The sequence below is a fragment of the Mesorhizobium sp. B2-4-1 genome, assembly GCF_006442185.1.
Lineage (GTDB): Bacteria > Pseudomonadota > Alphaproteobacteria > Rhizobiales > Rhizobiaceae > Mesorhizobium.
This window is the reverse complement of record NZ_VFVN01000002.1, coordinates 411,303-430,536: the sequence shown is the minus strand read 5'-3', so window position 1 is coordinate 430,536 and position 19,234 is coordinate 411,303. Positions and strand designations below refer to the sequence as shown.

23 protein-coding genes and 2 tRNA genes are annotated in these 19,234 nt (G+C 62.6%); 11 read left to right on the top strand and 14 right to left on the bottom strand.

The window, feature by feature from the left end; all coding sequences use genetic code 11:
* The first annotated feature begins 39 nt into the window (after positions 1–39).
* Complete coding sequence (locus FJ949_RS06750) at positions 40–267, top strand: DUF680 domain-containing protein (RefSeq protein ID WP_140494359.1); 228 nt, start codon at positions 40–42, stop codon at positions 265–267.
* Between the two features lie 190 nt (positions 268–457).
* The gene (locus FJ949_RS06745; RefSeq protein ID WP_140494357.1) at positions 458–697 is read left to right on the top strand and encodes a DUF680 domain-containing protein; all 240 of its coding nucleotides are present in this window, start codon (positions 458–460) and stop codon (positions 695–697) included.
* A gap of 47 nt (positions 698–744) precedes the next feature.
* Here FJ949_RS06745 and FJ949_RS06740 read toward each other — a convergent pair whose 3' ends face one another.
* The 5 genes from FJ949_RS06740 to purM form a co-directional block, all read right to left on the bottom strand.
* Positions 745–1,254: a histidine phosphatase family protein gene (locus FJ949_RS06740; RefSeq protein ID WP_140494356.1), complete on the bottom strand. Its 510-nt coding sequence runs from the start codon at positions 1,252–1,254 to the stop codon at positions 745–747.
* A 51-nt stretch (positions 1,255–1,305) separates the two neighbouring features.
* Positions 1,306–1,647: a type II toxin-antitoxin system HicB family antitoxin gene (locus tag FJ949_RS06735; protein ID WP_140494354.1), complete on the bottom strand. Its 342-nt coding sequence runs from the start codon at positions 1,645–1,647 to the stop codon at positions 1,306–1,308.
* The gene (locus tag FJ949_RS06730; RefSeq protein WP_224646402.1) at positions 1,644–1,877 is read right to left on the bottom strand and encodes a type II toxin-antitoxin system HicA family toxin; all 234 of its coding nucleotides are present in this window, start codon (positions 1,875–1,877) and stop codon (positions 1,644–1,646) included. The genes FJ949_RS06735 and FJ949_RS06730 overlap by 4 nt, the downstream gene beginning before the upstream one ends.
* A gap of 81 nt (positions 1,878–1,958) precedes the next feature.
* Complete coding sequence (purN, locus tag FJ949_RS06725) at positions 1,959–2,672, bottom strand: phosphoribosylglycinamide formyltransferase (protein WP_140494350.1); 714 nt, start codon at positions 2,670–2,672, stop codon at positions 1,959–1,961.
* On the bottom strand, positions 2,669–3,745 hold the full coding sequence (purM, locus tag FJ949_RS06720; protein WP_140494348.1) for a phosphoribosylformylglycinamidine cyclo-ligase: 1,077 nt from the start codon (positions 3,743–3,745) through the stop codon (positions 2,669–2,671). The genes purN and purM overlap by 4 nt, the downstream gene beginning before the upstream one ends.
* 172 nt (positions 3,746–3,917) lie before the next feature.
* Here purM and FJ949_RS06715 point away from each other — a divergent pair, with 172 nt between their 5' ends.
* Genes FJ949_RS06715 through hdaA form a run of 3 tightly spaced genes read left to right on the top strand, consistent with a single transcriptional unit; the run spans position 3,918 to position 6,373 of the window.
* Positions 3,918–4,475 (top strand): CDP-alcohol phosphatidyltransferase family protein, encoded by a 558-nt coding sequence (locus FJ949_RS06715; RefSeq protein ID WP_140495033.1) that lies wholly within the window; start codon positions 3,918–3,920, stop codon positions 4,473–4,475.
* A complete protein-coding gene (locus FJ949_RS06710) occupies positions 4,447–5,634 on the top strand; it encodes an AI-2E family transporter (protein ID WP_140494346.1) in 1,188 nt (395 codons plus the stop codon). The genes FJ949_RS06715 and FJ949_RS06710 overlap by 29 nt, the downstream gene beginning before the upstream one ends.
* Before the next feature lie 34 nt (positions 5,635–5,668).
* On the top strand, positions 5,669–6,373 hold the full coding sequence (gene hdaA, locus FJ949_RS06705) for a DnaA regulatory inactivator HdaA (protein ID WP_140494345.1): 705 nt from the start codon (positions 5,669–5,671) through the stop codon (positions 6,371–6,373).
* Between the two features lie 396 nt (positions 6,374–6,769).
* Here hdaA and FJ949_RS06700 read toward each other — a convergent pair whose 3' ends face one another.
* From FJ949_RS06700 to FJ949_RS06685, 4 genes are all read right to left on the bottom strand, one after another.
* On the bottom strand, positions 6,770–7,783 hold the full coding sequence (locus FJ949_RS06700; RefSeq protein ID WP_224646410.1) for an ABC transporter substrate-binding protein: 1,014 nt from the start codon (positions 7,781–7,783) through the stop codon (positions 6,770–6,772).
* 24 nt (positions 7,784–7,807) lie between these two features.
* Positions 7,808–8,596, bottom strand: coding sequence for an ABC transporter permease (locus FJ949_RS06695; protein WP_140494342.1), 789 nt, complete (start codon positions 8,594–8,596; stop codon positions 7,808–7,810).
* Entirely contained in the window at positions 8,593–9,462 is an 870-nt protein-coding gene (locus FJ949_RS06690) for an ABC transporter ATP-binding protein (RefSeq protein ID WP_140494340.1), read from the bottom strand. The genes FJ949_RS06695 and FJ949_RS06690 overlap by 4 nt, the downstream gene beginning before the upstream one ends.
* A 308-nt stretch (positions 9,463–9,770) precedes the next feature.
* Positions 9,771–9,847: transfer RNA gene (locus FJ949_RS06685), tRNA-Pro, on the bottom strand.
* A 141-nt stretch (positions 9,848–9,988) separates the two neighbouring features.
* Here FJ949_RS06685 and FJ949_RS06680 point away from each other — a divergent pair.
* The 5 genes from FJ949_RS06680 to FJ949_RS06660 all read left to right on the top strand — a co-directional run bounded on the left by FJ949_RS06680 (position 9,989) and on the right by FJ949_RS06660 (position 13,291).
* Positions 9,989–10,294 (top strand): ETC complex I subunit, encoded by a 306-nt coding sequence (locus FJ949_RS06680; RefSeq protein ID WP_140494338.1) that lies wholly within the window; start codon positions 9,989–9,991, stop codon positions 10,292–10,294.
* A gap of 58 nt (positions 10,295–10,352) precedes the next feature.
* Positions 10,353–10,429, top strand: a tRNA-Arg gene (locus tag FJ949_RS06675).
* A 289-nt stretch (positions 10,430–10,718) separates the two neighbouring features.
* Positions 10,719–10,943 (top strand): hypothetical protein, encoded by a 225-nt coding sequence (locus FJ949_RS06670; protein ID WP_140494336.1) that lies wholly within the window; start codon positions 10,719–10,721, stop codon positions 10,941–10,943.
* 185 nt (positions 10,944–11,128) lie between these two features.
* Positions 11,129–11,917, top strand: coding sequence for a GGDEF domain-containing protein (locus tag FJ949_RS06665; protein WP_140494334.1), 789 nt, complete (start codon positions 11,129–11,131; stop codon positions 11,915–11,917).
* 153 nt (positions 11,918–12,070) lie between these two features.
* Positions 12,071–13,291, top strand: a complete 1,221-nt coding sequence (locus FJ949_RS06660; RefSeq protein WP_140494332.1) for an anion transporter — start codon at positions 12,071–12,073, stop codon at positions 13,289–13,291.
* A 103-nt stretch (positions 13,292–13,394) separates the two neighbouring features.
* Here the strand turns inward: FJ949_RS06660 and FJ949_RS06655 are convergent, their stop codons facing one another.
* From FJ949_RS06655 to FJ949_RS06635, 5 genes are all read right to left on the bottom strand, one after another.
* Positions 13,395–13,715 (bottom strand): cupredoxin family copper-binding protein, encoded by a 321-nt coding sequence (locus FJ949_RS06655; protein WP_140494330.1) that lies wholly within the window; start codon positions 13,713–13,715, stop codon positions 13,395–13,397.
* Positions 13,712–14,236, bottom strand: coding sequence for a DUF4142 domain-containing protein (locus FJ949_RS06650; RefSeq protein WP_140494328.1), 525 nt, complete (start codon positions 14,234–14,236; stop codon positions 13,712–13,714). The genes FJ949_RS06655 and FJ949_RS06650 overlap by 4 nt, the downstream gene beginning before the upstream one ends.
* Before the next feature lie 116 nt (positions 14,237–14,352).
* A complete protein-coding gene (locus FJ949_RS06645; RefSeq protein ID WP_140494326.1) occupies positions 14,353–15,021 on the bottom strand; it encodes an RNA polymerase sigma factor in 669 nt (222 codons plus the stop codon).
* 90 nt (positions 15,022–15,111) lie between these two features.
* Positions 15,112–16,200, bottom strand: a complete 1,089-nt coding sequence (locus FJ949_RS06640; protein WP_140494324.1) for an HPP family protein — start codon at positions 16,198–16,200, stop codon at positions 15,112–15,114.
* A gap of 212 nt (positions 16,201–16,412) precedes the next feature.
* Entirely contained in the window at positions 16,413–17,597 is a 1,185-nt protein-coding gene (locus tag FJ949_RS06635) for a cystathionine beta-lyase (protein WP_140494322.1), read from the bottom strand.
* Positions 17,598–18,188: 591 nt separating this feature from the next.
* Between FJ949_RS06635 and FJ949_RS06630 the strand changes: the two genes are divergently transcribed.
* A complete protein-coding gene (locus FJ949_RS06630) occupies positions 18,189–19,217 on the top strand; it encodes an amino acid ABC transporter substrate-binding protein (RefSeq protein ID WP_140494320.1) in 1,029 nt (342 codons plus the stop codon).
* Positions 19,218–19,234 lie beyond the last annotated feature (17 nt).

Here is a 19,234-nt window from a genome sequence, read left to right as displayed (position 1 = left end):
ACTGCCGACATCAACCACCTTGAACTCAGGAGTAAAGAAATGACCAAGATCGCTCTTACCGCCGCCGCCATTCTCATTGCCACGGGCAGCGCCTTTGCCGGCAGCGACAATTATGGTTCCAACAATGTCAACCAGCCGGTTGCCAACCAGTCGACCTCCAACATCGACACCACGCATACCGGCTCGATCACCAAGTCCATAAAGGCGCAGGGCGACGCGAATGCCAACGTGCCGGCTCAGTCTGGCCAGGGCATCTGGGGCCGTTGATTCTGTAAGTCTTCGACCACAAAGAGCGGTGGGCCTGGCCCGCCGCTCTTGTTTTTTGCGCATGACCAATCCTCCAAGCTCGGCAGAAAACAATCCGAGCCCAGGAATAAAACAGGAGTGCCTGGGGTCTTGTCCTTAGCGGAACCGTCCTCCCAAGACGCCGCCTAACGGATGAATCCAGGAGATTGAAATGAACAAGATCGCCCTCGCCACCGCCGCCATCCTCGTTGCGACCGGCAGCGCCTTTGCCGGCAGCGACCATTATGGCTCCGACAATGCCAACCAGCCCGTCGCCCCGATGGCGGGCGTGGACCACCTTGTCACCGGCGCGCTCAAGGATACGGGCATGGCCGGCCACGAGACAGGCGATGCCAAGACGAAGCCCACTACCGACTGGCCCGAACCCGGCCAGGGCATCTGGGGCAATTAACGTCCCGGACACGCAGCGGCCTTGGCTGCCAGCTTAACCCCGGATTTCTAGCGCAGATCCTTCGGACGCAGGCAATGCGTCAGCCGCGCGGACGACAGGTTGGACCAGTCGCCCTGGAAAACGAGGCGCGCAAAGGCTGCCGTTGGGAATTTTCCTTCGAGCCTCCTGCGCGCCTTGGCCTCTGACCCTGGCCCGGCAAGCTGTTTCGCCAGATATTGCAGACCGGGATTGTGGCCGACCACCAGCAAGCTGTCGTTCGACGGATCGGCTTGACGAATCTGGCTCAGAATATCCGTCGCTGAGGCTTCATAAAGCGCCTCGGAGAACGCGACTCGTGGATGCGCTGGCAACTCCGCGTCCACCAGCCGCCAGGTCTCACGGGTGCGCAGCGCCGGCGATACCAGCGCCTGGTCCGGCAGCCACCCGCGCGTCGCGAGTTCGCGCCCTATCAATTGGGCCGCCTTCAATCCGCGTTCGGCGAGCGGCCGGTCGAAATCGGGGAGGTTGGGATCGTCCCAACTCGACTTGGCGTGGCGCAGCACAAACAACTGTTTCACGATACTCCCGGTCGAATGGCGGATGCAGATGGAGGCAGGACAGCTGCTGGTTCAGGCAATTTGCTTTTCGGCGGCCTCGCGCAAGACTTCTTCTCCCCACTGGTTCAGGCTCTTGCCTGCGAGTTCCGCTGCCATTGCAACTTTTGAATGAACCGAGGGGTCAACGCGCAACATGAGATTGCCGGAATAAGGTCTTTGCGGCGACTTACCGATTTTCGCGCAAGTTTCGACATAGTCGTCCACGGCTTCATGGAAGGCGGCTTTTAGCCCCGCGACAGTTTCTGAATGGAAGGATACGCCGTCTCGAATACCGGCAATACGGCCGAAGAAAATCTCGTCATCGTCATCATAGTCAACACGGGCCGAATAGCCCTTGTAGGTCATCGCATTCATGGCTTCACTCCGATCCTCAACAAGAATTGGCGAGCATCCCGTACTTGATATCGCTTTGCTTCCTTTGAAGGGTGCGGCCGGTGGAACGTCTCGACTTCGCTCTTAAGGACAAAACCCACGCGTGAGCCGCTTCCTTCGATCACCTGGCAACCAACGGCGACCAGCAAGGCTTCGACGGCAATCCATTCGATACTGCCCGAAACTGGATCGGTGAATATCGCTTTGAGCACGCGCCTATGCTTGCTGTTCATGCAAGCATGAGATAAGCGGGTGCGCCAAAGTTTGCAATCAAATTATGACTGCAAAAATGCCTACGGCGTGATCCGCGCCAATTGCTCGAAATCGATTTCCTCGCGCAGCGGGCTCGGTGCAATGATCATCGAGGTTGCATTGTCGGCATCGTCGGCGAAGCGGGCAAACACGGTGCGGCCATTTTCCATCCGGGCCTTGCCCTCGGCGACCAGCCCCAGCGCCAGCGGATAGAGCTGGTGTTCGACCTTGAGCACCCGTGCGGCCAGCATGTCGGCATTGTCGCCGACCATTACCGGCACCGCCGCCTGTGCGATGATCGGGCCGTCATCCATCTCGGACGTGACGAAATGCACCGTGCAGCCATGAATGCGCATGCCCGCCGCCAGCGCGCGCGCATGTGTGTCGAGCCCCTTGAAGGCCGGCAACAGCGCGGGGTGGATGTTGATCATGCGGCCTTGCCATTTCTGGACGAGGCCGGTCGTCAAAATGCGCATGTAGCCGGCCAGCGCCACGATCTCGGCGTTGAAGGCCGTGAGCGCGGCCTCGATCGCGGCGTCATGCGCCTGCTTGCTGGCATGGTCGGCCCGGGAAATCACCTGGGTGGCGATGCCGCGCGCCCTCGCCATGCCGAGGCCGGCGGCATCCGCCTTGTCGGAGATAACGCCGACGATTTCGGCGGGGAAAGCCGGGTCGCTGGCGGCGGCGATCAGCGCCGTCATGTTGGAACCGCGCCCCGAGATCAGAACGACAGTGCGTTTCTTCTGCGCACTCATAGACCGATCGAACCCCGATAGATGACGCCGGCGTCGCGGCGCGGCACGATCCGGCCGATCGGCGTCACCGTCTCGCCGGCTTCCTGCAAGACGGCAGCGACCTGCGCCGCCTGGCCGGACGCCACCGCCAGGATCATGCCGATGCCGCAGTTGAAGGTGCGCATCATCTCTTCGGGCGCCACACCGCCGGTTTTGGCCAGCCATGAGAACACAGGCGGCACGTCGATGGCGTCGAGATCGAGCTCGGCCGAGAACTCCTTCGGCAGAACGCGCGGAATGTTTTCGGGGAAGCCGCCGCCGGTGATATGGGCCAGCGCCTTGATGCCGTGCGTGTTGCGGATCGCCTTCAGGATCGATTTCACATAGATCCGGGTCGGCTCGAGCAGCGCCTCGGCCAATGTGGCCTCGTCATTGAAGGGAGCCGGATCGGTCCATGCCAGGCCGCTGGTCGCAACGATGCGGCGCACCAGCGAAAAGCCGTTCGAATGCAGGCCCGACGAACCCAGCCCCAGCAGCACGTCGCCCTCGACGATGTCGTCGGTGGGCAGAAGCTGGCCGCGCTCGGCCGCGCCCACGGCAAAACCGGCAAGGTCATAGTCCTTGCCGTGATACATGCCCGGCATTTCCGCCGTCTCGCCGCCGATCAGCGCGCAGCCGGCCTGCCGGCAGCCCGCGGCGATGCCGCCGACGATCGCCGCACCCTGGTCCGGATCGAGCTTGCCGGTGGCGAAATAGTCGAGGAAGAACAGTGGTTCGGCACCCTGCACGACGATGTCGTTGACGCACATGGCGACGAGGTCGATGCCGATCGTGTCGTGCTTGCCGGCGTCGATGGCGATCTTCAGCTTGGTGCCGACGCCGTCATTTGCAGCGACCAGCACCGGGTCGGTAAAGCCGGCGGCCTTGAGGTCGAACAAGCCGCCGAAACCGCCGATCTCGCCATCGGCGCCCGGCCGGCGCGTCGCCTTGACCAGCGGTTTGATCTTCTCGACCATGAGATTGCCGGCATCGATGTCGACGCCAGCCTCGGCATAGGTGAGCCCGTTCTTACGCTTGACTGTATCGCGCTTCATATCTGGCTTGTCGCTGTTTCCTTTGCGGCTCTTCGCATGAACGGTTTCGGTCCGCAAGGAAAACGGCGCTGAAACTGCCGCTCCCCACCAGGGGAAGCTCGGCAGCTTCTCTCTTGCGCCCATCCCCCATCTCCATCATCTATCGTTCAGACAGAAGCGACGGGACATGCGCTTGACCATCCCCAACCTGATCACAATCATGCGCCTTGTCCTGGTGCCTGCCGTGGTGCTGGCCATGCTCCAGGCGCGCTGGGATTGGGCCTTTGCCGGGTTCCTCGTTGCCGGCATCTCGGACGGCGTCGACGGCTTCATCGCCCGCCGGTTCAACCAGCATTCCAAGCTCGGCGCCTATCTCGATCCGGTAGCCGACAAGCTGCTTCTGGTTTCCGTGTTCGTCGTGCTGGGCTTCATCGGGCAATTGCCGCTGTGGCTGGTCGTCACCATGGTGTCGCGCGACGCGCTGATCATTTGCGCGGTGCTGTTGTCCACCGTGATGGCCCACCCCGTCGAGATGAAGCCGCTCCTCGTCTCCAAGGTCAACACCGCCATCCAGATTGTACTGGCGGCGCTGGTGCTGGGTGAGCTTGCTTTTTCGATCCATCTCGATCCACTTCGTCCCGCCCTCATAATGCTGTCCGGGGTCTTGACCGTGGCTTCGGCCGCAGCCTATCTCGTGGCTTGGCTGAGGCATATGAGCGGCTATGGCGAAGGCTCCACCCCGGGCACCTGACAAAGAAGCTGCGGCGAGCGCGCCGGCGGCCGCCGGTGATGATCCATCCGCCGGATTCCGCCGGCAGATCTTCTTCTGGCTTGCCGGCGTAGCCGCGCTCGCGCTTTTCCTCTATGTTTTCAGCGCCATCCTCTTGCCCTTCGTGGCCGGCATGGTGCTCGCCTATTTCCTCGATCCCGTGGCCGACCGGCTGCAGCGGCTCGGCCTCAGCCGTTTCATGGCAACGGTGGTCATCCTCATCACCTTCCTTGTCGTGCTGGTGCTGGCCTTTGTCATCCTCATCCCGGTGCTGGCGACGCAGATGGCCGATTTTGCCGGCAAGTTGCCTGAGTACCTGACGCGGCTGCAGAGCCTGATCACCTCGTTCGATCCGAAATGGCTGGAACAGAAATTCGGCGTCAACGCCAATGGCCTGCGCGACGGATTGAACTCACTGCTGACATCCGGCTTCGGTCTGCTGACGACCGTGTTCACCTCGATATGGAGTTCGGGCGTGGCGCTGGTCTCGGTGATCAGCCTGTTCGTGGTGACGCCGGTGGTCGCCTTCTACATGCTGCTCGACTGGGACCGCATGGTGGCGGTGATCGACAGCTGGGTGCCGCGGGACAATGTCGCCACGGTGCGCGCCATCGCCAGGGACATCAACACGGCAACGGCCGGCTTCGTGCGCGGGCAGGGCACGCTGTGCCTGGTGCTGGGCGCCATGTATGCCACTGGCCTGACGCTAACCGGTCTCAATTTCGGCATCCTCATCGGCCTGTTCGCCGGGCTGATCTCCTTCATCCCCTATGTCGGCTCGCTGACCGGACTGGTGCTGGCCGTCGGCGTTGCCTTCGTCCAGTTCTGGCCGGACTGGACCATGGTCGTAGCGGTCGCGGTGGTGTTCTTCATCGGCCAGTTCATCGAGGGCAATATCTTGCAGCCGCGGCTGGTCGGCAAAAGCGTCGGCTTGCATCCGGTGTGGCTGATGTTCGCGCTGTTTGCCTTCGGCGCGCTGTTTGGCTTCGTCGGCCTGCTGATTGCGGTGCCTGCATCGGCCGCGGTCGCGGTCCTGGTGCGCTTTGCCATTGCGCGTTATCTGGAATCGCCGCTCTACAAGGGTCACGGCAAGGCCGTGCCGCCATTGCCGGCCGATCGTCGCAAAGGCATCAATCCATGATCCGGCCTGGTCGGGTCGCGCGGCTGAGCCTGGCATGAGCGACCAGAGGGCCGACCCGCCGCGCCAGCTGCCGCTCGATCTCGGCCATGGCACCGGCTATTCGCGAGACGAACTCGTCGTCTCCGGCACCAACAACCAGGCAGTGGCGCTGGTCGACCGCTGGCCGGACTGGCCCTCGCCGGTGGTCGTGCTGGCCGGTCCGGCCGGTTCCGGCAAGACCCATCTGGCCTCGATCTGGCGGGCACGGGCGGATGCCGTTCAGGTCGACGCGCACCGCATCGGCGACAGCATTGTAAATCTCGGTGCCCGGCCGGCGCTGATCGACGACGTCGATACCGGCACAGTCGACCAGCAAGGGCTGTTTCATCTGATCAATGCGGTGCGCGGCAGCGGCTCGCATTTGCTTTTGACGGCGCGCCGCTTTCCCTCGGCCTGGGGCGTCACGCTGCCGGATCTGGCGTCGCGGCTGAAGGCGGCGGCAACCGTCGAGATCCACGAACCCGACGATCTCCTGCTGGCAGGTGTCATCACCAAGCTGTTCGCCGACCGCCAGGTCGAGGTCGAGCCGCATGTCGTGCAATATCTGGTGCGCCGCATCGAGCGCTCCCTGGCGACGGCCATGCGCGTGGTGGAGCGGCTGGACCGCGCCGCGCTCGAACGCAAGACGTCGATCACCCGGGCGCTGGCGGCTGAAACCGTCAGCGCCATGGACGAGGGGCAGGGCGAGTTCGAGGTTTAGGGCGCGATGGTCGGCCGGCCAGCAAACGGTGGTTCCATGTCCCTTTAGCCGTCCCATTTCGGGAAACAGAAGCTGGCACCGATCTTGCGATACAAGCTTGCCGGCTGACCCCGGTCCTGATTGCGTTCCAAATCAGGTTGTAGGCTCGCCGGGAGTGGGGCGGTTGGGGTTCTCGCCCGGCGAGCTTACCTTCATGTGACTTCAGTCACCCTCACTCTTGCTGCGCGTTCGGCTGGCCCGCGCAATGCCAAGCTAGGTGAGAGAAGAACGGGTATTCGTCAATTGACGGATACCCAAAATGGCGACGGGGCCACCGAGTCGCTGAAATGCCGGCGCTCGGTGAACTCCGTGGCTGAGGCGAACGAGCCATATGCCCGCTGCTTGACGTTGATCTCGTCAGTTGGCCTTCTTCGCCTTGTTCACATAGTCGTTCGTGTACGTCTGCGTGATATCGATCTTGGCGTTGGCCACATCGGGCGAACCGAGAGAGAAAACGTCGAGCACGGCCTGCGCGCCTTTTGGATCCATGAGCCCGGTGGTCGAATACATGGGGATCGCATTTTTCAACGCGGCCAGATAGGCGTCCTTGTCGCTGCCGATCAGATTGTCGGGGATCTGGGCCATGATCTCTTCGGCGCTGTGGGAGTGAATGTAATCCAGCGTGGCAAGCATGGCATTGGTCAATCCCTGCGTTGCTTGGGGATGCGCGGCCATCCATTCCGGCCGGGTGTAAAGCGCTCCGCCGGGATAGTCGCCTCCGAATACCGCCTCGGTATCCTTCTGGGTGCGCGTGTCCGCCAGGATGGTCAGGTCCTTATGCCTGGCCTGAAGCACGGTGACGGCCGGATCGAGCGTCACCACGGCGTCGATCTGCCCTTGCTCCATGGCGGCGACGGCGGTAGCGCCCAGCCCAACGCCGATCACGGCGGCGGATGTCGGGTCGATGCCGTTCTTCTGCAGAAGGAACTTCAGGAAGAAGTCGGTCGAGGAACCGGGAGCGGTCACGCCGACCTTTTTGCCAGCAAGGTCCTTCACTGACTTGATCTTGCCGGTCTGGTCCGGCGCCACCGCCAGCACCAGTCCCGGGAACTGGTCGTAAACGACGAAGGATTGCAGGCGCTGGTTCTTGGCGGCCAATTTCACCGTGTGATCGAAATAGCCGGACACCACATCCGCGCTGCCACCCAATACTGCGGTCAGCGATTGAGAACCACCCTTGAAATCGACGAGGTCTGCATCGATGCCGGCTTTTTCGTAAGCGCCGATCTGTTTGGCGAGCACGGTCGGCATATAGCAGAGGCATGACGCTCCGCCGATCGAAATGGTGACCTTTTCGGCGGCCCCCGCGTCTGTGGCCACCGCGAGCAATACGACGGCGGCGGCCGCCAGTTTCGAAATGATCCTCATGATCTCCTCCTTGAGCTGGATTGGGCCCTATCGGCCTGGTTTCGAGAATTCAGGCCGCCAGACAAGCAGCCTTTTTTCGATCAGCGTGACGATCCAGTCGATCAAGAGCACAAAAGCGGCGAGGACGAACATTCCGGCAAAGACGCCCGCCACGTCGAACACGCCCTCGGCCTGCTGTATCAGATAGCCTAGTCCGCCGGCCGCACCGAGATATTCGCCGACCACGGCGCCGACCACGGCAAATCCGACGGAGATATGGAGCGATGAAAACACCCAGGACAATGCCGATGGCATATAGACGTGGCGCAGCAATTGCCGTTCGTTCATGCCGAGCATTCGGGCATTGGCCAGCACCGTCGTGTTCACCTCCCTCACGCCCTGGTAGACATTGAAGAAGACGATGAAGAAAACCAGCGTCACGCCCAAGGCAACCTTGGACCAGATGCCGAGGCCAAACCAAAGCGTGAAGATCGGCGCCAGCACGACGCGGGGAAGCGCATTGGCCGCCTTTACATAGGGATCGAAGACGGCCGCAAGTCTCGGCTTGCGGGCAAACCAGAAGCCGATCGCGATCGCTGCCAGCGAGCCGATGGCGAAGGCCAGCATGGACTCCCACAGCGTGATCCACAGATGATGCCAGATCGTCCCGGTGGCAAACCACCTCCATATCTGGCCTGCCACCGCCAATGGGGTCGAGAAGAAGAAGGAAATATTGTTCGGATCGCCGATCAGGTGCGTCGTCGACGCTGCCTGCCAGAGCGCGATGACGATGACGGCCACGGTTAGCTGTGCGAAAAGCAGCGTCGTCCTTTTCATCGGATCGCTCCTTCTTCAATCTCGCCGTAAGCCTTGAGCACTTCCTTCTTCAGCATGTGCCAGATGTCGCGATGCAATTCCTGGAAGCGCGGTTCCAGCCTGATTTCCGAAATATCGCGTGGACGCGCCAGCGGGATTGGAAAGTCGCCGATGATGCGTGCCGAGGGACCGGCTGACATCACCACCACGCGATCAGCCAGCGCGATCGCTTCTTCGAGGTCGTGGGTGACGAACATCACCGCCTTGCGGTCGTCCGACCACAGCTTGAGCAAAAGGCCGCCCATGATCAGCCGCGTCTGTGCGTCGAGCGGTCCGAAGGGTTCGTCCATGAGGATGATCTTGGGGTCGCGGATCAGCACCTGCGCAAGAGCAACGCGCTTTTTCTGGCCGCCTGAAAGCATGTGAGGGTAGCGCTCGCAGAAAGCAGCCAGGCCGACGCGTCCGAGCCATGCTCGCGCGCGTTCCTTTGCTTCGGAAGAGGGCACGCCTGCCACTTCCAGCCCGATGGCCACATTGTCCAGAGCGGTCTTCCAGGGCATCAATGCATCCTGCTGGAAGAGGTAGCCAGCCTGTCTGTTGAGACCGCGAAGCGGGGCGCCGAACACACGGACGCTGCCTGCCGAAGGCTCGAGAAGCCCTGCGCCGGCATTCAGCAGCGTTGACTTGCCGCAGCCCGTCGGCCCAATGATCGCCACGAATTCCTGGTCGCCGACTTTCAGATCGGCGCGGGCGACCGCCTGGAAGCTACGCCCGGCCGCCAATGCGAAATCTATGGTCACTCCATCGAGATCGACCGCGATCCCGGTTCCGGCTGGCGGCTGTCTGAATTTTGTCTCCGTGCCGCCCGTGGCGGTTTCCGTCGTCATGCCGAATGCCGCCCTGCGCCGAGACGGGTGGGTGTCCAACTGTCGCTCATGGTTCCTCCGTGAGGCTTTAGCGGAGACCGTCGATGTCCGATGGGCATCTGTTGCCCCGCACCGTGTCGTGTTCCGGCTCACAATAGTCGATGCGGTGGAGCAGGCAACTTTGCCGTCCGCGGCTTTTTGTTGGGACCGTGACATGCAGCAGCAAAGACCACTGGGCGCGCGCGGAGATTGCCGACAGCCCCATTCTGCACCCGACACATTGCCATTCGCAGGCGCCAACGGCCCTCGATTGCCTGTTCTGTGAAAGGTGGTCGGAGTGGAGAGATTCGAACTCCCGACCCTCTGGTCCCAAACCAGATGCGCTACCAGGCTGCGCTACACTCCGAACGGTCTGTTGCCTATTCATTTCAGTGTTGCATGGCAAGTGCAAAAACCTGCAAGTGCAAAAACCTTGCCGCCGTCGGCATTGCGCAGTAATGACGGGCGAAGAGGCGGCCATGCTGCCTTGCACAGCAATGAGGTGGTCATGTCCGCGCGCATTTTCAGTCCAGCCAAAACCGCGATGCAGTCCGGCACGGCCAAGACCGGCCATTGGGTGCTGGAATTCGATCCCGAGATGCGCAAGAAAATCGACCCGCTGATGGGCTACACCACTTCCGGCGACATGAGGAGCCAGATCAAGCTGACCTTCGACACGCGTGAAGAGGCCGTGGCCTATGCCGAGAAGGAAGGGCTCGCCTACCGCGTCGAGGAGCCGAAAGAGCCCAAGCGCCGCCAGATTTCCTATGCGGAAAATTTCCGCTATGACCGCAGGACGCCCTGGACGCATTGACCGGCAAAGCCCGGGCGGGCGCCAGCGCAGACATCTTACCGGCTCCGAGCCGGCCAGCGGTCCCGTAGCTCAGCTGGATAGAGCACCGGCCTTCTAAGCCGATGGTCACAGGTTCGAATCCTGTCGGGATCGCCAATAATTTCAAGGGCTTAGCTGCTCCGGACGTGAGGAATTTCAACGCGGGCAGGAATCCGGTCGGAACTTTTCATCCCTTTTTGTCTTCCCGAATGCGCTTGCCGGCGCGACGGCGGCACGCCGCCGCCGTGGCGCCCTTTCCGTATTATTTCGTGACCTTGTCGCGCGGGAACCTTCGCAAGGATCACGCGTTCGGGGCCTTGTATTCGCGGTCCCTCATAAAAGTAAGCATTCGGGCTGCGAATGGCGGGCAAAACAAGCATGGGTTGGGGAAGGAGAAAACCGCGTCATGTCGAAACGTGAAATTGGAACGTCGCCCGCCTTGGGGCGACGTATCGCCGAGCTCAAAGCCAAGATGCAAACCGCCCGGATTTCCGACCATGAGCTGAAGACCTTCCATAAGGTTGCCGCCATCATGGGAGCGGGCGAAGGCTCTCTAGGCCTGGATGCCGACGATCTGATCGCGGCATCCTTTGTTGCAGAGACGCTGGGCGAATCGGCGCCCAACGGCTGACGGCAGGATCCTCCTGTCGTAGGTCCGGATCGATCATCCGGACAAATCTTCGAGACGCAGGCCGGAGGCGGCCGCCGGTCCGGCGGCCGTAACCCTGCAACCTCTGCCGTCGAATTGGAGGGAAAGTCTTATCGTTTTGTTTGCGTTGGCGCGTCATAGTAGACGCGGCTAACGGAGTTGAAGAGATGAAGCTCGACCTGTCGCCGACGAGTTGGGGCAGGGTGATCGCCGTCACCGCCGCCGGCACGGCGTTCTTCATTGGCGTGGCGTTTTTCGTCGATTCGTTCAATTTCCCGTATCTTTCGCCCGAAGCTGTGTGGCGGGCTCAGCTGACCGACATTCTGTTGCCCCTGGTGCTGGGTGGATCGTTTCTCTTCTTCCTGATGTGGAAGATACGCCAGTTGGCCATTGCCCAGCGCGATCTCACCGTCGTTGCCGCCACCGACAGCCTGACGGCGGTGCTCAACCGCGGCGCTTTCTCCATGCTGGTCGAAGCCTATCTCGAACAGGTCCGCAAACAGGCGTCGGCCAATTCCGGTGCGCTGCTGATCATCGACGCCGATCACTTCAAATCGATCAATGACCGGCTTGGGCATGACTGCGGCGACCAGGCGCTCAAACTGATCGCGCAGACGATCAAGGATCAGCTCCGCGGCACCGACATCGTCGGCCGCATCGGCGGCGAGGAATTCGGCGTGTTTCTTCCCGGCGTCGATCCCTCGCAATCCTGGCTGGTTGCCGAAAGCATCCGCCGGCGAATTCGCGAGGTGGAATTTTCGCCGGGCGGCCGGTCCTGTCCGCTTTCCGTGAGCATTGGCGGTACCGCCTTTAACGGGCCGACCACCTATGAGGAGATATTCTCGGCAGCCGACAGGCGGCTCTATGCCGCCAAGTCAAATGGACGCGACCAGGTCAGTTTCGATCCGATGGTTTCCCAGCAAACGCCGCCAGCCGCGACAATCACGGTTCATTGAGGCGGATCCGGCCAGCCACCGGCGCCGGGGGCGCGTCGCTGGGGATTTCTGCAGCCATCACGCAGAAGGTATTTTCGCTTTGCGCGCCGCCCGCTAAAGGTGGTGGCCACAGCTCCGGCCGGGGCTGAATGCATCGGGCAGGGCCTTCTTCGCATGACATTGATGGGCGCGGCGGCACTGCTGATCCTGGTCCTGACCTATGCCGGCGTCGCCGTCGGCCGCATACCAGGCCTGCGCCTCGATCGGGCGGGGATCGCACTGCTCGGCGGGGCCGCGATGATAGCCATCGGGGCGATCAGCCTGGAGGATGCCTACCGCGCCATCAATTTCGACACCATCACGCTTTTGCTCGGCATGATGATCGTAGTGGCGCATCTGAAGGTCTCGGGCGCCTTTCGCGGCCTCGGTGCCATCGCGATCGAGCATGCGCATGCGCCGTTCATGCTTTTGGTTATGGTGACCCTGCTGACCGGCCTGCTGTCGGCCTTCCTGGTCAATGACGCCATCTGTCTTGTCATGGCGCCGATCGTCGTTCACGTCACCCGCGCCATCAAACGCAATCCGGTTCCTTACCTCATCGCGACCGCCACCGCGTCAAATTGCGGCAGTGTCGCCACCATCACCGGCAATCCGCAAAACATGGTCATCGGTGCGCTGTCGGGCATCTCCTATCCGGCCTTTTCAGCGGCTCTGGCTCCGGTTGCCCTGTTCGGTCTCGTCGCGGTCATCGCCATTGTTCGCATCGTCTACCGCACCGAATTCGCGCGCAACGGCGAATTGACGCCGCAGGTCTCGCGCGGCCGCATGCATCGCCGCCAGGTGCTGAAAGCGGTGGTGGTTTGCATCGGACTGGCCGTTACCTTCTTCGCCGGTGTGCCTGTCGCCAAGGCGGCGCTCATCGGCGGCGCCATCCTCCTGCTCACCCGCGCCATCAAACCAGAGCGCATCTATCGCGAAATCGACGGGCCATTGCTGTTCATGTTCGCCGGCCTGTTCATCGTGGTTGCCGGCGCCGAAAGAACGCTGCTGACACCGGACATCGTCGCATCGGCCAAGAACCTCGGGCTGGACGACGTCTGGCGCCTGTCGGGCTTCACCGCCTTGCTCTCCAACATAATGAGCAACGTGCCGGCCGTGCTGGCGCTGCGGCCCTTCATCCCCGGCCTGGAAAACCCCGAGCGCGCCTGGCTGGTCGTCGCCATGAGCTCGACGCTGGCCGGCAATTTCACGCTCCTGGGTTCCGTCGCCAATCTGATCGTTGCCGAGCAGGCGCGCGCCGCCGGCACGTCGCTGTCGTTCGGCGCTTTCTTCAAAGTCGGCCTGCCATTGACGCTGCTGACGCTGGCGGCTGGCACGGCATGGCTGGCGCTCTGATCCCTGGCGCGACTGTTCCGTGCTGAATTGCTCCGGAGTGACGGGTGCTCCGGAGTGACGGGGCTTGGTATTTGCGGCCAAGTCCCGCCACCGGCCCAGATTTTCAGGGCGCCACTACCAATCGGCCTTTCATGTTGGGATGGAAGCGGCAGAAATAATCAACCGCTCCCGCCGTCTTGAGGGTCAGTTTTCCCTTCGCCTTCGGCGGGATCATCACCTCCCAGCCGCCCTTCACCGTGGCCGTGTGGGCGAATGCGTCCTTGTTCACCCACTCGATCGTGTCGCCGACCCTGGCCTCGACGCTTGCGGGCGAGAAGACGAGCTTGTCGATCGTCACCTCGATCGTCGCTGCCGGCGCCGGGCCGGCGGCAAGCACCAGCGCCAGCCAGGCAAGGAGCGGTCGGATCAGCACGGCCGCTTTCATTTCAACATGCCGGCGACATGTTCGGCATGCTGCTCATGCCCCTGGAAGATCTTGAGGCCGGTTTCGAGCAGGCTCTTCAGCTCGGCATTGCTGGCCGACGGAATGAGCAGGGTTTCGAGCGCTCCATTGACCTGCTTGTGGTAGGCCACCTCGTTTTCGATATAGGCCTTGTCGAAGGCAGCCCCTTTCAGCTTGGCGAGCTTGGCATGTTCCTCTTTCGCCGCCTTGGTCAGCGCCTGGCTGGTGGCATTGTCTTCCGGCTTCACCTTGAGCTTCTTGAGCAGGTCGAGCGCCTGCTTGTTCACCGCTTCGTGGTCGCGCTCCATGTCCTTGGCGAAATCGACGACTTCCTTGTTCTTGGATTTCTTGATTGCCTGCTTGGCCGCCTCGATGTCGATCATGTCGGCTGTGTAGGCGATGTGGGCGATCTGCGGGTCGGTCGGCTTGTCGGCAGCTTGCGCGAATGGGGCAGCGCCAAGCAGCAAGAGGGCGGCAAGCGCTGCGGTGTGTCTGATAAGCATGGCATCTCCTTCCGCCCGACAGCCTGGGCAGCGGGCTTCATCTGGGTTGACATTCATTGGATGAGGATGGCGCGGAAACGTTCCCGACAAATCGGCGAAAGATCTGGCTTTGAAGATCACCCCTCGAATCCGAGCCGCTTCATCACGGCCTGCGTCAGCCGTTCGCAGCGCCGGCCGGCGAAGGGGAAGGCGTCGAGCAGCACCGGCCCGATCTCGTCGTCCAGCGCCTTACGCAGCAAAGCGCGGGCGCGGTGCAGTCTCGTCTTGACGGTCTCTGGCCGCACGCCGAGCAGGTCGGCGGTCTCCTCGATGCTCAGCCCCTCGATGACGCGGGCTACGAAAACCGCGCGATAGGCGTCGGGCAGGCTGTCGGTCGCCCGCTCGACAAGCCCGAGGATCTGCCGCTGCGCCATCGTCCGCTCCGGATCGTCGCTTGGGTTGAGAGGAAACCGGATGATCTGCGCTTCCGGGTTTTCAGGCATGGCCACGGTTCGCCGTCCTTTGCGAAGCCGCCCGAGCGCCTCGTTGATGACGATGCGCGACAGCCAGGTGGAAAGCGAAGCATCGCCGCGATAGGTGCCGAGATTGGTAAAGGCCCTGACATAGGCCTCCTGCACGATGTCCTCGGCCTCGCCGTCGTTGCGCACCATGCCGCGCGCCAGTCGGTAGAGCCGCTGGTTGTTCAGCTTCATGATCTTGCGAAAGGCATCGCTGTCGCGGGCGAGCGCGCGGGCCACGAGCCGAAGCTCGTCCGTCGCTGTTGATGTTGCCGTCAGCGCGGGCATGTGTCCTCCATCGATCCTTGCACGAAAGATTGGATGCAGGTTTCGAAAAAAGGTTCCCGAAAAATCACGCCGGGCCGATCGCCTGGCTACCTATGCTAGCACTTTGGCCGGCTCCGTGCCGGTGTTTTGCATCCGCGCCGTCGCGGCCAGCAGATCAGTTTGCGTGATCAGCCCGAGGATGTGGTTTTTATCGTCGACGATGATGACGGCGTGACTGCGCCCGTCGGTCAGCACTGGCAGCAGCGCCATGGCGTTCGAGCCGGCAGTTGCGGTTGCCGCCGGCGAGATCACGGTTCCGACCGTGCCGGCCGCCAGTGTCAGTTCCCGCAAGCCCACGGTTCCGGCCAGCCTTGCCTCGGCATCCACCACCGGCAAGGTTCGTATGTTGTGGTCAAGCAGCAATTGGCGCGCAGCGGCGGCTGGCGTGTGCTCGTCCACCGAGATGACGTCGCGCGACATGATGTCTTGGCACCGCAACGTCGCATGCTCGCGCACCATGGCCTGCAATTCGACCTGCCGCAGCAGCCGGTCGAGATCGCCCCGATCGATGTCGAAGGTCTCGTCGAGCGCTCCAAGCGCGGCGTCGATGTCCTCGGAGCGAAAACCGACACGCAATTGCGCCGGCGGATCGATGGTGCCGTGACTGTTTACCGGCGCCGGGGCCGGCACGTGCGGGTAGTTGCGCCGGGCCAGCTTGTGGAAGCCGTAGCCAAGCGCCACCAGCAGCATCGAATTGACCGCCACCGGCACGAAAGGAAAAAGGAAGCCGGCGCTGATCACGGCTGGGCCGCCGAACACCGCGGTCAATGCCGCCGCACCCCCGGGTGGATGCAGGCAGCGCGTGAACGACATTGCGGCGATCGCCAGCGCTACCGCAATACCGGTGGCGAGCACCGGCTGGTGCACGAATTGCACCACGATCACGCCGACAAGCGCCGAGATCGTGTTGCCGCCGATGATCGACCAGGGCTGCGCCAGCGGGCTGGCGGGCACCGCGAACAACAGCACCGCCGATGCTCCCATTGGCGCCACCAGCAGCGGCACATGTGGGCCGCTACCCAGTGTGAGTCCGCTGATCGCGCCAGTCAGCGCAATGCCGATCATCGCACCGACGCAGGCGATGATGCGTTCGCGCAGCGTCGCGCCGGCAAGAATGGGAACAAAGAGGCGGAACGCCATGGGCAGGCTCTTGGTGCGGTGGCTGGGGAATGATTTCCGCTGCCGCAATGAAGCGGAAGCCGGCAATTTGGAAGTCAAACAAATCCGCAAAACTGCGGATGGGGAGAATAATATTGCCGAAATGGCCGGACCGGGGCGCCGCGTGCGGCCCCCGTTTGCTCAATCGCGTCAAGGCCTTGCGGGCGTTGCTGGTATCGGTCCGAGAGGTCGCGTCAGGCCGCTGCGGCGGCGGTGAGCCCGCGAAGAATATCGGTCATGAGGTCCTCGACATCCTCGAGGCCGATCTGGAGACGAATCAACGGCCCTTCATAGGGGCCCTTGGCAACGACGCGGTCGCCGAGCCAGACCGGCACGGCAAGGCTCTCGTAACCGCCCCAGGAGTAGCCGAGACCGAAGATCCGCAATGCGTCGAGGAACGCGTGCTGCTGTTTCTGGCCGCCGCCGGCAAGCACGATGGAGAAGATGCCGCTGGAGCCGGAAAAGTCACGCTTCCACAGCGCGTGGTCGGGATGGCTGGGAAGGCCAGGGTGGAGCACGCGCGCGACGCCCTTCTGGCCCTCCAGCCATGCCGCGATGGCGAGCGCGCTGCGCTGATGGTGATCGAGGCGCACGCCCATGGTGCGCAAGCCGCGCAGCACCTGGTAGACGTCGTCGGGTCCGGCGCAGCAGCCAAGCGTGCAGAAGCTTTCATACAGCTGTTTCCAGCAGGCCTCGGTGGCCGACACCGTACCCAGCAGCACGTCCGAATGACCGGCGGGATATTTCGTCGCCGCATGGATCGAGATGTCGACGCCATGGTCGAGCGGACGGAAATAAAGCGGCGTCGCCCAGGTATTGTCCATCATGACGATGGCACCGGCGGCGTGCGCGGCCTTCGCGATGGCTGGTATGTCCTGCACCTCGAACGTGTTTGAGGCCGGCGATTCCGTGAACACCACCTTGGTGTTCGGCTTGATCAAGGCGGCGATGCCCGCGCCGATGCCGGGAGCATAATACTCGACCTCGACGCCGAGCCGCTTCAGCATCGTGTCGGAGAAGTTGCGCGTCGGATGATAGACGCTGTCGACGATCAGCAGGTGGTCGCCCGCCGAAACGAAGGCAAGCAGCGGCACCGTCACCGCCGCCAGGCCCGACGGGACCACGATCGTGCCGGCCGACCCCTCCAGCGCGTCTATGGCCTGGGCCAAGGCGTCGGTGGTCGGTGTGCCGCGCGTGCCGTAGGTGTATTTCTGGTCCCGTCCAGCCATCGAGGCGGCATTGCGGAACAGCACCGTGGAGGCGTGCACGACAGGCGGATTGACGAAGCCGAAATAGTCGTGCGGGTTGTTGCCCGAATGGGCAAGCCGCGTGTTGATGCCCATTTTGCCAGTCACCGGCTCGTTGCCGTCTTTTGCCATTCGTCGTCGCCTTTTTTGGTAAGCCGCTAGCCATAGTGCGGCGACATGGACCGCGCAACAGCCGGCTTTCGCCAGGACCCCGACTTCGAATGTGCCAATTGCCGAGCCGCCGCAGGCCGACTGCAAGCGGTAATGCCGCGGCCAGAAAGCCCGCCGCCGGCAGCGGCATGCGTCGCCTGATAGCGCAAAGCGCACCTCACCATGACCCAGATCCAGCCAGAGGGCGCAGACATCGGCACGCAACCGGCCGGCAGAGCACAGTAACGCAGAGTAATCGGGCGGATGGATTTTTTGCGGACAGAGCGCAGCCTGGCGTAGGGCGAGCTTCGCCGGCTTTATTCGCGCTTGTGACTAAATTGCGGGCGCGTTTGTCTGCGATTCAGGCAATTGCGGCAAACGATTTTCAAACCCATCTGAATTCGGTCATTTTCCTTGACCTCACAGGAATTATCGCCTTCGATGCTGTTCGTGAATGGGAGGCGGCGCGTCGACTGCGATGCGGAGTTCCGGAAATGGGCCGGAACGAAAAGCTGCGTTCACGCGGGAAAAAAAGATCAGGTTTGCCTGAAAACAGAAAAGGGTCTGTGGGTCATGAAACACATTGCAATCGGCATCCTTGGAGCCGCCGCGCTTGGAGCCGTGGCTTCAACGGCTTCAGCCACCACGCTCGACACGGTCAAGCAGAAGGGCTTCATCCAGTGCGGCGTCTCGACGGGCCTGGCCGGCTTCTCGGCGCCGGACGACAAGGGTGACTGGCAAGGCATCGATGCCGATTTCTGCCGCGCCGTGGCGGCCGCCGTCTTCGGTGACGGCTCCAAGGTCAAGTTCACGCCGCTCAGCGCCAAGGAGCGCTTCACCGCGCTGCAGTCGGGCGAGATCGACATCCTGTCGCGCAACACCACCTGGACCATTAACCGCGACACGGCACTTGGCCTGAACTTCATCGGCACCACCTACTATGACGGCCAGGGCTTCATGATCAACGCCAAGAAGCTGCCGGGCGTCAATTCGGCGCTTCAGCTGTCCGGCGCCGCCGTCTGCGTGCAGAGCGGCACCACCACCGAGCTCAACCTCGCCGACTACTTCAAGGCGAACAAGATGGAGTACAATCCGGTCGTTTTCGAGAAGCTCGAAGAGGTCAACGCAGCCTATGACGCCGGCCGCTGCGACGTCTACACCACAGACCAGTCGGGCCTTTACGGCATCCGCCTGACGCTGGGTGCGCCGGCCGATCACGTCGTGCTGCCGGAGATCATCTCCAAGGAGCCGCTCGGACCGGCGGTGCGCCAGGGCGATGACCAGTGGTACCATATCGTCAAGTGGACCTATTTCGCGCTGCTCGACGCCGAGGAACTCGGCATCACCAAGGCCAATGTCGACGAGATGAAGAACTCGGCCAGCCCTGAGATCAAGCGCGTGCTTGGCCAGGAAGCCGACACCAAGATCGGCACCGATCTCGGCGTCTCCAACGACTGGGTCGTCAACATCGTCAAGGCGGTCGGCAATTACGGCGAAATGTTCGATCGCAATGTCGGCTCGGGCAGCCCGCTGAAGATCGCCCGCGGCATCAACGCGCTGTGGACCAAGGGCGGCCTGCAATACGCTCCGCCGATCCGCTGATCGAAATGTGATCCGGA